Raw genomic sequence first — 15850 nt, 5'->3', positions numbered from 1 at the left:
TACTCAATAAGAACATAACCCCAGTCCGAAGTTCGGCTTTTCGGGCAGCTCTTTTTATGCTGTTTTCTTAGCAAACTTTTTATTTATGAACTCTAAAAGTAACCCGCGTATTTGTGGGTCAATGGCAAGGCCGATAATGCCGTACAATATACCAGTAAGCGTTAAAGCCACTAGCGGTGGCAAGTTAATTAATATTGTGCGGTATAGAGCGCAACTAATTATAAATGCGAGACTATTAAATATAATTCCTTTAAATAATAGCTCGAAACCTTTATGGACAAATAAAGTAAATCCAATTAATAAAGTAACTTCAGTAATGATAGCTGCTACAGAAGCCCCCATCATTCCAAATTTGCTACCTAAGATGATGTAACTTATGATAGCGACAGCCAATCCAATTCCCATCGTTGTTGCACGTTTCCACTGTTGGCCAATTGTCGTTAAATTATCGGCAAGTGGATAGTTGATAGATTGTAAAATGACCATAAAGGCTAAAATTGCAAGAGCATCACCAGATGGTGCATATTTTTCACCTAATAAAGTAACAATCCAAAAGCTTGGATCGGCGATAAATGGAATTGCGATGCCCATTCCTAAGAAAGACATCAGTTTTAATTCGAACTGAGATAGTTTTCTATGTTCATCAATATTTTTTTCATTTCCAAAAGCAAATAGCTTTGGATAAAAGGCTGCTGCAATTACACCAGGTATTTGATAAAGTACTGCAGGTATTTTCGATGCAGCGCCAAAGAATCCAACTTGCTCATATGTCGAAACTTTTTCTAATATAATGGGTCCTAATTGTGGTAAAAGCATAATGATGATCCCATTGATTGTGAAAATAAGCAGTTGATCTAAAATCCCTTTGTCCCAGCCTTTATGAACGGTTGTATGGCGGAGGACCATTATGAAAGCGATGACTCCTGTTACAAGACTGGATATTCCGTACATGGCAGCGACCATCATAAGTGACCATTTAAATGACATTCCAAATAGAAGAGCAGCTGCGGCTGTTACACCTTGTAGTACAGAAATAATCGCTGTAAATTGCATACGTTCTGTTACTTGGAAATAAGCCATCCCAACGCCTTGTAGAGTTGCCCCAAACATAGTTGGGAGCACAACCCAATATACCATGGCACGTAAGTAGGCATCAGTATAGAAGAACTGAGCAAAAATCGCAAAGAGTACGGAAATGATGACAGCCAGTACAAAACGAATGCGTAAATAACTACTGATTAGTACGCTAATGTCGGCATCACTTCGTGTTCCTTCACGCATAAATGTATGTGTCAAACCTGCATCTGTAAAATAACAAATAACAGCGGAAACTGCTAATGCAGTTGTAAACATCCCGTATTCATCTGGTGAAACGTATCTTGCAAAGAGAATCGTCGCAATAGCAAGTACAAATCGAACAGTAATATTTCCTACAAAGAGGTAGGAGGCGTTTTTAAGGATTTTGTTTGTTTTCATGGAAAGAGACCTTTCTATTCTTTAGGACACACTTTGTCCTATTTATAAGTTTAATTTGTTTACGGAAAAAATGTTTAAAGCGTATTTTTTATTTAAGAAAATAGAAATTTGATGCGTACAAACCAAAGCATCGCGTATAATTTTTTGCTTCGTTTTCCATTTTTCGAATAGATTTTGCGACAATATTTCTTTATATCGCTTTTAATTAATTGAACTTTTGATTTATCTAATTTAGAGTGTTCTTTAATGTGTATACAGGCATTGTTAATGACTGTATATGGGAATAGATAAGTTTCAAGGATTTCAATAAGTTCTGTAGAGTCATTTGTGATTAAGTCTTTTGATTTATTATGAATCCAATCTTTCATTCGATTAAATACTTCTAATTCTTTTGTTGTTTTTAATTCATAATCTTTATAATTTGAAGAAAGGTTTCCTCCTGATAGGATTCGATAATATGTTAAATATTCATCCACATAACATACATTTGTTACACTCATTAATTTAAATAGAAACTCTAAATCTTCTCCCCAGCTACATCCTGGTGTGAAACGAATGTTATGATCCATCACAATTGATCTTTTAAAAATCCAAGTACTTGTTTGGGCGAAAACTTGATGTGTTAAGAAAGCTTTTGTCATATTTCCTTTAATAAAGTTTGTCGTATTTTCGACCTTTTCACCAGTTTCGTCGTAAAAGTTCATATAGCCACAATAACAAGCGTTCATATTGTTTTTGTGCATACTTTCGATTTGCTTTTCTATTTTTGTTGGATGCCATACATCATCACTATCAAGAAAAGAAACATATTCTCCGCTAGCATTTTCAATTCCTGTATTACGAGCAACGGAAACACCTTGATTTTCTTGGAGAATATATTTTATTTGTTCAGGGTATTTTTTCTCAAGATTTTTTACGATAGAAGATGATTGATCTTTACTTCCATCATCTACAACTACAATTTCAAGATTTTTATATGTCTGATTCAGTATTGATTCCATCGTCTCTTCAATATATTTTTCCGCATTGTATAGCGGGACAATAACGGAAACGAGTTGAGTTTGTTCCATCATATAATTATTATCTCCTCAAATTTTTTGTATTTTACACTATATAGACCTTTTGAAAGGAAGAAGATTACAGATTTCGCGATATAGGAAAGCCCATATCGGACTTTAGTAATAAGAATCCTACTGACATTAATCAGCTTGCCCCTTTAGGGGTGGGAGTGTCAAAAGAACATCTGTATAAGTTTACCGCATATAAACTTTGTAAATCAACTCTATGTATTTTATATAAAAAACCTTCCTTTTTGATTTAAATAAGGAAGGTTAATTAATCGTTAAATACTCCAAGGTTTACTTAATGTTAATACTTCAGCCATTTCTTTGCTTTTCAAACGCCCATTTTTTCTATTTTCTGCACGCTCTGGTCCGGTTGTGTATAGCCAATGTTCTTCCTCTGTTTCGGGAAGTACTTGCGGTACAGAAGAAGGCTTTCCGTCTTTCAATGCGACAAATGTAATGAAACATGTTGCGGCCATTCTACGCTCGCCCTCTAATAAATTTTCTGCAATTACTTTTACGAAAACTTCCATTGAAGATTTTCCCGTATAACATACGAAAGCCTCATAACAAACAGAATCTGCTTGGTGAATTGGAGTTAAAAAATCAACGGAATCGATAGATGCTGTTACGCAATGTTTACGGCTATGTCTTGCAGCTGCAATCGAAGCGATACTATCAATTTCTGCTAATAATTTTCCTCCGAAAAGTGTTTGATGATTATTTAAATCATTAGGAAAAACACGTGTTGTTTTAATTGCTTTTGATTCGCGCATGAATTTCTTTTCCATATATTCAGCCCCTATTTTCTGTTTTCAATCAGAATGACATGTATTGTAAATGGAGTACAAAATTATTAAAAATCAATAGATATTTAATGAAGTAAAGAGTTCTAGAAGAGGGTTTTACCTCGCTATGTGCGGGTGGTAAGATAACCACTTCAAAATTCGGCTGTCAAACATAGAAGACAGCTTGTAAAAGCTAATCATTAGTGGGGGATAAACACCCCCACTATGAATTAAAGTTCTACTCTATTAAAACTTCTGTATTTGTATTCATGTAACTGAAAGAAAATTTATTATATCTAAAATGTAGTGTAAAAGAGGATTCGCTTACATTGCAAGTGAAAAAGTTATGACTCTGTATTTGTCATAGAAATTCCCTATCAGCTGTGTACCCATTCATGATAGAATCGTTTTGTTATGAAAGGAAATAGAGGTGCAATGGACATATGAATCACATACAAACAAATTTTTCGTCTTTCTTCAGTAAAATAATAATTGGTGCGATGCTCACATTTTTTGTTTATAGTTGTTGGTCAGCATTTGAAACAAGTAAGCAATTTTTTGGAGGAAGTACAACAACTATAACAATCGTATTGGTGATTTTTATCATCCTTACTTTATTAGTGGCATCAATTTTACAATATCGTTTTACAGGTAAACAATTTCTTCTTTTTCTTCTAAGTATATCTATACTGGTGAGACTTAGCGTGGTTCTATTTGTAGATGCTCCGATAATTGGTGATATGAAAGTGATGTATGAGTCTGCAAAGCAAATTGCAATTGGTAATACTATAGAGAATGTAACTCAGTTACCTTTTATTATTTATGAATCGATTGTTATTCGTATATTTGGTGATACGGTATTTGTTTTACAGTTATTTAATATTTTATTTTGTACAGGGACTGTATTTTTCATTTATCGTATTGCAGCGATGGTTTTTGGGGAAGAATGTGGTCGTATTGCCTCTGTATTTTACGCTGTATATATTCCAAATATATTCATGAGCTCCTTATTAACACAGGAGTCGCTTGCAATATTTTTATTTTATTTTGCTTGTTACATACTTTTATATAAAGGGTTAGATCATCCTTATATGTGGGTGCTTTCAGCGATTTTATTTGCTTGTAGCAATATGATTTTCCCAATAGGGTTATTTCTTCCTATTTTTATTGCTATATATGTGTTGTTAATTGAATTATTTCAATCAGTAACGAAGCAAAAAGTACTATTGAAGATGATAGGGATACTCATTTTATTTTATAGCGTTCACTTTATTGTGAGTTACGGAATTAATACAATGGGAATGTCACAATATAAGATTTCGAATGAGGCGTATGTTCAATCTGTTTTAATTGGAAAAGGTACAAATGGGGAAAAAATATCGAAAAATCAAAGTGTAATAGAGCACATTGATCAAAATTTAAAAGAGATTGAGAGCGAAAGGTTTAAACTTTTAAAACCAGTAATGAATCAGTTTTCAGATGAGGGAATAAACTCTATTTTATTTAAATGTGAAAAACTTATATATATAACGGTAATGCTATTTATAGCTATAGCTTTATTACATTTCCTTATTAAGAAACAACAAAACGAAGGATATATGTTGTTTGTTTTGTTAGTTAGTGGATATGTATTACTAAGACTCTTCCAAGTAGATATGGCATATTACAATATTATCATGCCAGCTGTGTTCATTTTACAAAGCTTTGGTGTTTATATGAGTTATGTTTATTGTCAAAAAATATTTTTCCGAAAATAAGAGCCTGTCCTGCAATTCAAAGTGTCCTTATTACATGAAATTATATTGACTTAACTATAAAATACAACAAGAAAAACTTACTTATTAAAAAGAGCCGTTCCAAACTATCTGTTGGGAACGGCTCTTTTTATCGATGGATGATGAAACTTGAGTGAGTGGAGATGAAGGATCGCCACTCACTCAAGTTTCACCTTATCGGTTTAGTTCTAGTTGTAAATTATCAGCCGTTAGGGCCATTTTTGAGGAATCGTCTTGAATCCCTTTCATTACTTGTGAAATAGATTCTAAATCATTTTCAATTTTTTTATTTTGTTCTTTTGAGTTAGACATATCTTTTACGATTTCTTGGAAGTATTGATCTGTCGCATACATACTATCCGTTCCTTCAGATACGAGAGAGCTAATTTGCTTTACAGAAGAAGAGACACGAATAATCTGTGCATTTGTTTTTTCGACGAGCTTTGTAACGTTGGATATAGATTCCTTCGTTTGCTCTGATAACTTTCGGATTTCTCCAGCTACAACAGAAAAACCTTTACCAAACTCTCCAGCACGTGCAGACTCGATAGCGGCATTTAGTGCAAGTAAATTTGTTTGCTCCGCAATTGATTTTACAATATCTATAATTTCATTAATTTTGTTAGAAATATCAAGAAGTTCATGTGTATCTGTAATGATAGTTTCCATATTCGTTTGAATGTATCCCATTCGTTTATTTTGTTGATTTAATTGTTCTTTACCTTTATTTGCTTTTTCTTCCGATGTTGTAGCTAATGATGTGCCTGTTTTGGCAATTTCTACAATAGTTTCGGATTTAGCTGTTAGTTTTTGAATAGAAGAGCTCGTTTTTTCAGACACGGCAGCTAGTTCTGTTGCAATATGCGTAATTGTCATAGCTGTTAGTGCTTTTTCTTTTTCATGCTCTTTTTGAATTCTTTCGTACTCAGATTCGTAAGCAGCAAGAACAAGTTCTTGTTCAAGAGTAAATAATTTATTTATTACATTGATAGAATAAGAAAAATCATCGATTGCTGTAAATTTTGTCTGCAAAATCTTCATGATAGAGCGGAATAATTCTTGGTAAGCAGCCGTATACCATTTTCTATGTAAACCAATTTGTACATGTCTTTTGGCAATTCTAATGCGTTGTTCAATAAAATCTTCATGCATATTTCCACTGAATAATTCTTTAATATGTGTTTTCAAAGTTTGTTTTAGTTTTGGAATAGAGCTGTAACGTTCAATAACAGTAATTAAATTAGGTTGTTTTGTAATGTTGGCATAAAATTTTTCTGTAATCCAATCTATTTCCTCATAAATAAAGGGTTGTAGTACCTTTACAATTTGTAAATCTTCTTTTGAAATATGTAGCATTTCCATTTGGATTTTTAGTTCAGAATTGGCAGGTACATTGAATATTATTTGTTGGTCCTTGCTTAATTCAATTATACTGGCGTTTGTTTTATTCTTATGTTTTTTAAAAACCCCAAGCATTGTTCTTCCTCCTGTATGTAAAGCGTTTTCAATTTCGAGTTCTTATATAATTATATATTTTTATATGCAATTATTCCATATTAGTGTATAGAATAGTATATAAATTAAGAGAATTCCATGTAGAATCCTCTTAATGACTTTTATTAATTTTAGCGTGTGTTTTAAAGAAAACAGGGAAATGTACATTATATATGACAGTGACGACACGAATAACGAATGTTATTAATAAACAAACATAGAAAGCTAATACGTGCGCCCCCAGTGCATGTGTAATTAGGAAGCTAATTGCTCCTAAGATAGAAGCGATTGCGTAAATCTCTTTTCGGAATACATAAGGGATATCTTGAGCGCAAATGTCACGCAAAATACCGCCTCCAATACCTGTAATGACTCCCATTGAAACAACTAAAAATGAGGCGTCAACATGATGTGACATTGCCGCATTTGCACCGATAGCTGTAAAAACACCTAAGCCAACAGCATCAGAAAGCATAATAACGACTTGAAGTTTATTGATACGCTCAAAAAACATACAAGTAAATAATGCGGATAATACGCTTACGAAAAAGTAAATGGGTTTTACAAATGCGACAGGAGGCAGGTTACCGATCATAATATCACGAATAATACCGCCGCCGAGCGCAGTAGCTACAGCTAAACAAAGGATACCAAATAAATCTAGATCTTTTTTTAAACCAACTAATGTACCAGAAATGGCAGCGGCGATAATGCCAAGAAACGTAAATATATCGATTAATAACATGGCCTTAATCCCTTTCTCTTAAAGATGTTCCAGAGAAAAAATATACACTAAAGTTATGTAAATAACAATGCATTTTCGTTACATGTAGAAAAAAAGAAAAAATAAGGAAAGAAAGCGCTTGGAAATACAAATCTGCTTTTTTCTATAAGGTAAAGTTGGGTAGAAATGTGAGGCGTTTAATTTTAAAATATATGTTATAATAAATATTTGAGATGAGTAAAAAATATTAACCATATAGATTGAAATTAGGTAATAGTTATGGAGGTTCTAGATGTTAAGTCAAAATAGTAAAAGTAATAAATTTGAAAATTTTCTACTAATCTTTATTTTGTTGCAACCAATTTTAGATTTGCTCACAGCATTTTGTATAATGGTTTTAAAAATTGATACGACCATTGGAGTTATTGCACGTTTATTTGTTATGTTTCTAGGTGGAATATATATTTTAATTCAAACAAAGAAAAAAGGAAGTATAAAATATATAGCATATATAATCTTAGTTGGAATAGTTTTCACTATCGGATTGATCAATAATAAATTTACAAAGGATCCGATGGCGCTAACAGAGGAAATTAAATTTATAGCAAAAGCGTTATACCCGTTTGTTATGCTTACTTGTTATGTGTTTGTTTTTAAATCTTTAAAAGAAAAAAGACATTCAAAAATGCGTGACTATGTTACGTATGCATCATTGATAATAGGAATAGTAATGGTAGTGTCGATTGCGACAGGAACAGATTATAATAACTATGAATGGTTAAAGCTGGGATCGCGTGGTTGGTTTTATGCAGGGAATGAACTAGGCTCTACTTTAGCAATCATGTGTCCAATTGTTATTTTATATTCAATTGAAAAAACAAAAAGTATTGGTAAATTTTATTATTGGATTCCTTCAATTTTAATTATTTTTTCATTGTTTGCAGTTGGTACAAAGGTGGGCATAGGGGCAATTTATGCAACAATGGCTGTCGCGTTTGTTATGTGCTTTATCCAGGCATTTAGACAAAGTGAAAAAGGAAAGAAAAAGGTATATTTACTAAATGGTTGTATTGCAATAACTGTTTTGGTAGGAGTAATGGCTTATACACCTTTTTCACCATTTTTAAAAAACATGGGAATTCATGTCCAAATAATTGAAGAAAAACAGAGTGCAAAAAAGGAAGAGAAGAAGAAAGAATCGGAGAAAGTTAAAGAGCATAAACCTCCTGTTACAGAGAAAGAAAAAGAGAAAGAAAAGGTAGCGGAAAAGAAAGAAGAAACACAAGCTATTATTTTCAGTGGGCGTCAATTATTTGAACAAATGTATAAAGATTTCTATAAGGAAGCCCCAATGTCTCAAAAATTATTAGGAATGGGTTATGCTGGTAACTATAAAGAAGAGCCGAAATTAATTGAGCGCGATTTCCACGATTGGTTTTATTCTTTCGGAATCATAGGATTTGTTTTACTTATCATTCCGTTCCTATACTTTGGTATTAAATTTATTGTATGTGTATTTACTAAATTTAAACAAATATTCACAGTGAAATATGCAATGGTGACTATGGCAATACTTCTCGGATTAGGTATTTCATTTATGGCTGGTCATATTTTAATGGCACCTGGAGTGAGTTTCTACTTAGTGTTAATCATGGCATACTTAATAGTTGACTTGGAAATTGAATGATAGAAAAATAAAAGCTAGCATATGTTAGCTTTTATTTTTGTTATAGTAAATTAAAAAGGAAAATGGGGGATGTAAGAAATGAAAGTGTTGCATATTAATGCTGGTGCAGAAGAAGGTGGGGGAAAAACACATATTATTTCACTTTTATCGCAGTTCCCGAAAAAAGAAGTGGAATTAATGGTATTTGAAGAAGGGGCAATTGCTAGAGAAGCGAGGGACCTTGGTATTCAGGTACATGTTTTTACTCAATCATCTCGGTACGACCTATCAATTCTTTCAAAAATAAAATCATTTATTAATGAGAATCAATTTGACATTGTGCATACACACGGCGCACGAGCGAATTTCTATCTCTCCCTCTTGAAAAAAGGTATAAAAGCGAAATGGATAATGACTGTCCACAGTAATCCAACTTTGGATTTTATGAAGAGGGGATTAAAAGGATGGGCATTTACGAAGTTGAATTTACGTTCTTTCAAGAAGGTAGATTTGTTTTTTGCAATTACAGAAAACTTTAAGGAAAATATTATAAAACTTGGTGTGCCAGAAGAGAAAATTTGTACAGTTTATAATGGAATTGAGTATGATAATATTCCGGTAAAACCTTATGATAAGAGTGAATTTGGCATTGATGAAGGAGTATTTACAGCTATTCAAGTAGCTCGTCTGCATCCTGTTAAAGGTCATAATATTTTATTTGAAGCACTACAAAAAATTAAAATTTCAAATATAAAAGTACTTTTACTGGGTGATGGACCTATAGAAGCAGAGTTAAAGGCAATGGTGAAACAAAAAGGCTTAGAGGATAAGGTGATTTTTCTAGGTTTTCGTACAGATTCAAAAGAGTTATATGCATCTGCACACATTAATTTGTTAAGCTCTTATAGTGAAAGTTTCCCTCTTGTTTTATTAGAAGCTGCAAATCAACGCTTAACATCTATTGCAACAAACGTGGGTGATATGAGAGAGTTAATAGTTGATGATACGTATGGATGGATTGTACCGATTGGTGATGCGGATTCATTAGCAAACGCATTAGAAAATGCTTATGAAAAATGGTTGAATGGTGAATTAGAAGCGATGGGAAATCGTTTATATAATCACGCATCTACTCATTTCTCGCTAAAGAATTTGTATGAAGATACTTATAATGCATATAAAAAACTTTTACTGAAATAGAGAGGATAGTTAAATATGGAAGTACAAACGGTTGATATTTTAGGTGTTCCTTTCTCTACAATGACAATGGATGAAACGATCCAACATTTAAAGAAGCAACTAGAATTAGAGCAAGCTCATACTTTTCAGGTGGTAACAGCAAATCCTGAAATTGTTATGTGCGCAAAAAAGGATGAAAAATTCCATAAAATATTATTAAATACAGATTTAATTACACCTGATGGTATTGGGGTTGTAAAAGCAAGTGGTATGCTTGGTACACCTTTAAAAGAGCGGGTAGCGGGATTTGATTTAATGAGCAATTTATTTGCAAAGTTATCAGAAGAGAATAAATCAGTATCTGTTTTCTTATTAGGTGCAAAACCACATGTTGTACAAGCCGCGGCTAATCATTTAACGAAGACATATTCGGCTGCATCTATCGTGGGTACACAAGATGGATATTTTAAACAAGAAGAAGAAGAGAATATTGTTTCACGTATTCAAGAGGCAAAACCAGACCTATTACTTGTTGCACTTGGCTTCCCAAGGCAAGAAAACTTTATCCAAAACAATAAGCATCGTTTAGAAACGAAAATGGCTGTTGGAGTAGGCGGTAGTTTAGATGTGTGGGCTGGAGAGGTAAAGCGTGCACCAAAATGGATACAAGCTATTCATTTAGAGTGGTTTTACAGATTATGTAGTAATCCAACACGCTGGCGTCGTCAGTTAGTACTAGCCGAGTTTTTAAAAGAAGTAATGCGTTCAAAAAAGTAGCGGAACATCGCTACTTTTTTTTATTTGTTTATTTTTGATAAAGTGAAACTTTAATCAGTGGGGGGTTGTTCATCCCCCACTGATTATCAGCCCTCACCAATCGGGCATTTGGGTAGCAGGGCTCCCACCTAACTTCTTTGCTTCAGCTGGATTTTGAGGTGGGAGTTTTACTGCCCGCAAATAGCGGGATAAACATTTTACTTTTTGGGAATGATGAAGGAGAATTTTTTATACGAAAGTATTTTACTTATGCAATACACACATGTAAAATGATGTGTAAAGACACCTGTGTAAGGAGGACTTCTTGTGAGCAAGGTAAAAGAAATTTCGAAGCGAAAGCTACTTGGTATAGCTGGACTTGGCTGGCTATTTGACGCAATGGATGTTGGAATGCTTTCATTTGTAATAGTGGCGTTGCAAAAAGAGTGGGGATTAAGTACTCAAGAGATGGGTTGGATAGGTAGTATTAACTCAATTGGTATGGCTGTAGGGGCGCTCGTTTTTGGGATACTATCAGATAAAATAGGACGGAAATCGGTCTTTATTATTACATTATTACTATTTTCTATTGGTAGTGGCTTAACGGCTTTAACGACGACACTCGCGATGTTCCTCGTTTTACGCTTTTTAATTGGTATGGGACTTGGCGGGGAACTTCCAGTTGCATCTACCCTTGTATCGGAGAGTGTTGAAGCGCACGAACGTGGGAAAATAGTTGTACTATTAGAAAGCTTTTGGGCTGGTGGTTGGTTAATCGCAGCTCTTATCTCATATTTTGTTATTCCTAAATACGGTTGGGAAGTTGCTATGGTATTAAGTGCAGTTCCAGCGTTATATGCTTTATATTTAAGATGGAATTTACCCGATTCTCCAAGGTTCCAAAAGGTTGAAAAAAGGCCATCTGTTATTGAAAATATAAAATCGGTTTGGTCTGGAGAATATCGTAAAGCGACAATTATGTTATGGATTCTATGGTTTTGTGTTGTCTTTTCCTATTATGGAATGTTCCTTTGGTTACCTAGTGTAATGGTACTGAAAGGCTTTAGTTTAATAAAAAGTTTTCAGTACGTACTCATTATGACTTTAGCTCAACTTCCAGGATATTTCACAGCTGCATGGTTTATTGAACGTCTTGGTCGCAAATTTGTATTGGTTACGTATTTAATTGGTACAGCATGTAGTGCTTATGTGTTCGGAATTGCGGATTCATTAACAGCATTAATAGTGGCGGGTATGTTACTATCCTTCTTTAATTTAGGTGCTTGGGGTGCATTATACGCTTATACACCGGAACAGTATCCAACAACTATTCGTGGTACAGGTGCAGGAATGGCAGCGGCATTTGGACGTATTGGTGGTATTCTTGGACCACTATTAGTAGGGTATTTAGTTGCTTCACAAGCGTCACTATCGCTAATATTTACGATTTTCTGTGGATCAATTTTAATTGGGGCACTTGCTGTAGTTATACTTGGTCAAGAAACGAAACAGAGGGAATTAGTATAAAGTGAAACTTTAATCAGTGGGTGTTTTGTCCATCAACCATTGATTGTTAGCCCGCACCAATCGGGATAAAAGAAAAGGGGAACCAAAGTGGTTTCCTTTTTTCTGTTTTTTTAGATAAATAATGGTATAGTAAGAAAAAGGGATTGTTTCTTACTAAAGCGAATGTATACAACAAGACATACGGACAAAGGAATTAGGTGGCTGGATAAATGAAAATCTTACTTATCATGGAAGAAACAGAAGAGCGAAGAAAATTAGTTGAGAACTTTACTGAAAATATTCGAAATGTAGAATGTTTTGAAGCGGAAACTGGAACAGAATCTTTGCTAATAATGAAAAAACATACACCTGATTTTGTTTTTTTAAATTCGCAATTAATGGATGGTACTGGTTTTGAATATTCGAGTTTATTACGAGAAGTGAATTGTTATACGAAATTTATTTTTATTGGTGAGGATATAGAAGAGGCAATTACAGCTTTTCGTTTCCAAGCGTTTTATTATTTATTACGACCATTTCGTGAAGAAGATTTACAATTCATTTTATATAAAATGAGAAAAGAACAAAGTGAGAAAGCAAAGAGTCATTTGCGTAAACTGCCGATAGAAGGCCATGAGGGGATTAGATATATTTTCCCGGAAGATATTGTATATGTAAGTAAAAATAAGGAAAACAAAACCGTTTCAATTTATACAACGAATAATCAGTATATTTCAACATACACACTCCAGGAATTAGAAAATAAACTAAATGCATATGATTTTTTACGTGTACATAAAAGCTATTTAATTAATATGTCATATGTACAAGAACTTAAACCTTATTATAATGGCACGTATAATTTGTATTTAGACAGGTACGATGAGCAACCGATTCCAGTAAGTCGCAATTATGTAAAACGACTTCGAAATAAAATTGAACTGTGACAAGTAATGAGAGAATTTTAACATGATAATCTGGAAATCCTTCATGATAAGGAGGATTTAAGTAAAATATTCAGAAAATTTAGTACAATCTCCACTAAGAAGTAGTAATGGGGGGATTGTATGTGAAAACATTGAAGTCAATTTTACTTTGGGGAGTTATTGCAGCGCTAGGAGCATCTGCTTTTGGTGTAATAGCGTTATCGCAAGGTGAGACAATTAATGCTGTATGGCTATTAGTTGCTGCTGTATCAGTGTATGCGATTGCGTATCGCTTTTATAGTAGATTTATAGCGAGGAAAGTTTTTGGTCTAGATAATAATAGACAAACACCTGCTCATACGTTAAACGATGGCAAGGATTATGTTCCGACAAATAAATGGGTTTTATTCGGACATCACTTTGCAGCGATTGCAGGGGCAGGTCCTTTAGTAGGACCGATTTTGGCGGCGCAGATGGGGTATTTACCTGGGACAATTTGGATTATTGTTGGGGTAGTTATTGCTGGAGCTGTACAGGATTTTGTAATTTTATTTGCTTCAATGAGACGTAATGGTAAATCATTAGGAGAAATGATTAAAGATGAGATTGGTCCTGTTACAGGATTAATTGCAATGATTGGTATTTTAGGTATTATGATCATTTTATTAGCGGTATTAGCTTTAGTAGTTGTGAAGGCGCTTGTTGGAAGCCCATGGGGAATGTTTACAATCGCAGCAACGATTCCAATTGCTATTTTAATGGGAGTTTACATGCGTTACATTAGGCCAGGGCGAGTAGGAGAAGGATCAGTAATCGGTATTGTTCTACTAATCTTATCCCTTATTGGAGGACAATATGTGGCGGAAAATCCGACACTTGCAAGTATGTTTACTTTTAGTGGTGAGACAATTGCTATTATGCTTATCGTATATGGATTTATTGCATCGGCATTACCGGTTTGGATGCTTCTTGCGCCACGTGATTATTTAAGTACATTTTTAAAAATAGGGACGATACTTGGGTTAGCAATCGGTATTTTAGTTGTAGCACCAGATTTAAAAATGCCAGCAGTTTCGCAATTTATCGATGGGACAGGTCCTGTTTTCTCCGGTAACTTATTCCCGTTCTTATTTATTACAATAGCTTGTGGTGCTGTGTCAGGATTCCACGCTCTCGTTTCATCAGGCACGACGCCGAAAATGATTGAGCAAGAAGGCCACGCAAAGCCAATCGGTTATGGAGCAATGTTAATGGAATCGTTTGTAGCAGCGATGGCAATGATTGCGGCTTGTGTATTAACACCAGGAACTTATTTTGCAATTAATAGTCCTGCAGCACTTATCGGTACGGATGTATCGCAGGCAGCTCAAGTTATTTCTTCATGGGGATTTGCTATTACACCGAATGAATTAAAAGATCTTGCTGTTAATGTCGGAGAACAGACCATTTTATCACGTACAGGTGGTGCACCAACATTAGCAATTGGTATGGCGTATATATTTTCGCAAGTAATGGGCGGAACGGCGATGATGGCATTTTGGTACCATTTTGCTATTCTTTTTGAAGCACTATTTATTTTAACAACGATTGATGCGGGAACACGCGTAGGGCGATTTATGATTCAAGACATTTTAGGTCATGTATATAAGCCGTTTGCGAAAACAGATTCAACATTAGCAAATGTGATAGCTACAACACTATGTGTACTAGGATGGGGGTATTTCTTATACCAAGGGGTAATAGATCCGCTTGGTGGAATTAATACATTATGGCCACTTTTCGGTATTGCAAACCAAATGTTAGCAGGTATTGCATTATTACTTGGAACGACAATTTTATTCAAAATGGGAAAAAAGGCATATGTTTGGGTAACACTTATTCCGACTGTCGGATTGCTTATTGTAACAATGACAGCAGGTTATCAAAAGCTATTTCATGAAAATCCCAAAATAGGATTTCTATCACATGCGAAAGTATTCCAGGGAGCATTAGATGATGGGAAGGTATTAGCTCCGGCTAAAAATGTTGCGCAAATGAAACAAATTATTTTGAATGATTATATTGATGCAGCGCTTTGTGGAATTTTTATGATAGTTGTAATTGCTGTATTAATTTCTGCACTTCGAATTTGGATTCAAGTATTAAGAAATAAGCCAATGCCGTTAAAAGAGGCACCATATATTCCAAGAGATGAAAGTGAGTCGAGGAACTATGCTTAAAAATTTACGGAACGTATGGGGAAAGAGAAAGCAATTTATTAGTTTACTTGTCGGAGTTCCAAGTTATGAAACGTATGTAAATCACATGAAAGTACATCATCCAGAAGAGAAAATTCTATGTCAAAAGCAATTTTTTGCTGAGGCACAAGAAGCTAGATTTAATGCAAAAGGCGGAAAGATATCGCGATGTTGTTAATGGAGGGGACGAAATTTCGTCTCCTTTTTTATTTTTCTTTTTGCTGTTCCACGTGGAACAATAAAATAAAAAAGTTTGGGA

The 15850-nt window shown here is 34.2% G+C and carries 13 protein-coding genes and 1 pseudogene; 8 read left to right on the top strand and 6 right to left on the bottom strand.

Annotated elements, in window-relative coordinates:
* Positions 1-54: 54 nt before the first annotated feature.
* The 3 genes from MHB76_RS25785 to MHB76_RS25775 all read right to left on the bottom strand — a co-directional run bounded on the left by MHB76_RS25785 (position 55) and on the right by MHB76_RS25775 (position 3331).
* A complete protein-coding gene (locus MHB76_RS25785) occupies positions 55-1476 on the bottom strand; it encodes an oligosaccharide flippase family protein (RefSeq protein ID WP_016106771.1) in 1422 nt (473 codons plus the stop codon).
* Positions 1477-1568: 92 nt separating this feature from the next.
* Complete coding sequence (locus tag MHB76_RS25780; protein WP_016106770.1) at positions 1569-2549, bottom strand: glycosyltransferase family 2 protein; 981 nt, start codon at positions 2547-2549, stop codon at positions 1569-1571.
* A 269-nt stretch (positions 2550-2818) separates the two neighbouring features.
* Positions 2819-3331 carry an acyl-CoA thioesterase gene (locus MHB76_RS25775; RefSeq protein ID WP_016106769.1) on the bottom strand — a complete coding sequence of 171 codons (513 nt, stop codon included), beginning with the start codon at positions 3329-3331 and terminating at the stop codon, positions 2819-2821.
* 440 nt (positions 3332-3771) lie between these two features.
* On the opposite strand from MHB76_RS25775, the gene MHB76_RS25770 reads away from it, so the two are divergent.
* Positions 3772-5085 (top strand): ArnT family glycosyltransferase, encoded by a 1314-nt coding sequence (locus MHB76_RS25770; RefSeq protein WP_016106768.1) that lies wholly within the window; start codon positions 3772-3774, stop codon positions 5083-5085.
* 192 nt (positions 5086-5277) lie between these two features.
* Here MHB76_RS25770 and MHB76_RS26365 read toward each other — a convergent pair whose 3' ends face one another.
* From MHB76_RS26365 to MHB76_RS25760, 3 genes and pseudogenes are all read right to left on the bottom strand, one after another.
* Positions 5278-6084: a methyl-accepting chemotaxis protein gene (locus MHB76_RS26365; RefSeq protein WP_418883988.1), complete on the bottom strand. Its 807-nt coding sequence runs from the start codon at positions 6082-6084 to the stop codon at positions 5278-5280.
* Positions 6082-6459 (bottom strand): annotated as a pseudogene (locus MHB76_RS26360) (protoglobin family protein); the annotation flags it as partial. The pseudogene MHB76_RS26360 and the gene MHB76_RS26365, both read right to left, overlap by 3 nt.
* 250 nt (positions 6460-6709) lie before the next feature.
* Positions 6710-7342 (bottom strand): trimeric intracellular cation channel family protein, encoded by a 633-nt coding sequence (locus MHB76_RS25760; protein ID WP_002159709.1) that lies wholly within the window; start codon positions 7340-7342, stop codon positions 6710-6712.
* Positions 7343-7613: 271 nt separating this feature from the next.
* Between MHB76_RS25760 and MHB76_RS25755 the strand changes: the two genes are divergently transcribed.
* The 7 genes from MHB76_RS25755 to MHB76_RS25725 all read left to right on the top strand — a co-directional run bounded on the left by MHB76_RS25755 (position 7614) and on the right by MHB76_RS25725 (position 15769).
* Complete coding sequence (locus MHB76_RS25755; RefSeq protein ID WP_078174630.1) at positions 7614-9008, top strand: O-antigen ligase family protein; 1395 nt, start codon at positions 7614-7616, stop codon at positions 9006-9008.
* Between the two features lie 78 nt (positions 9009-9086).
* Complete coding sequence (locus MHB76_RS25750; protein ID WP_002159711.1) at positions 9087-10187, top strand: glycosyltransferase family 4 protein; 1101 nt, start codon at positions 9087-9089, stop codon at positions 10185-10187.
* A 15-nt stretch (positions 10188-10202) separates the two neighbouring features.
* Positions 10203-10943 (top strand): WecB/TagA/CpsF family glycosyltransferase, encoded by a 741-nt coding sequence (locus tag MHB76_RS25745; RefSeq protein ID WP_016106764.1) that lies wholly within the window; start codon positions 10203-10205, stop codon positions 10941-10943.
* Between the two features lie 306 nt (positions 10944-11249).
* Positions 11250-12449 (top strand): MFS transporter, encoded by a 1200-nt coding sequence (locus MHB76_RS25740; RefSeq protein WP_002113163.1) that lies wholly within the window; start codon positions 11250-11252, stop codon positions 12447-12449.
* 209 nt (positions 12450-12658) lie between these two features.
* Positions 12659-13375 (top strand): LytR/AlgR family response regulator transcription factor, encoded by a 717-nt coding sequence (locus MHB76_RS25735; RefSeq protein ID WP_340988088.1) that lies wholly within the window; start codon positions 12659-12661, stop codon positions 13373-13375.
* A 122-nt stretch (positions 13376-13497) separates the two neighbouring features.
* Positions 13498-15573, top strand: coding sequence for a carbon starvation protein CstA (gene cstA, locus MHB76_RS25730; RefSeq protein ID WP_016106762.1), 2076 nt, complete (start codon positions 13498-13500; stop codon positions 15571-15573).
* A complete protein-coding gene (locus tag MHB76_RS25725; RefSeq protein WP_002198719.1) occupies positions 15566-15769 on the top strand; it encodes a YbdD/YjiX family protein in 204 nt (67 codons plus the stop codon). Before cstA ends, MHB76_RS25725 begins: the two co-directional genes overlap by 8 nt.
* Positions 15770-15850 lie beyond the last annotated feature (81 nt).

This window comes from Bacillus sp. FSL M7-1345, assembly GCF_038006985.1.
GTDB lineage: Bacteria > Bacillota > Bacilli > Bacillales > Bacillaceae_G > Bacillus_A > Bacillus_A cereus_U.
The sequence above is the reverse complement of the archived record's forward strand: the minus strand, read 5'-3'. Positions and strand labels throughout refer to the sequence as shown.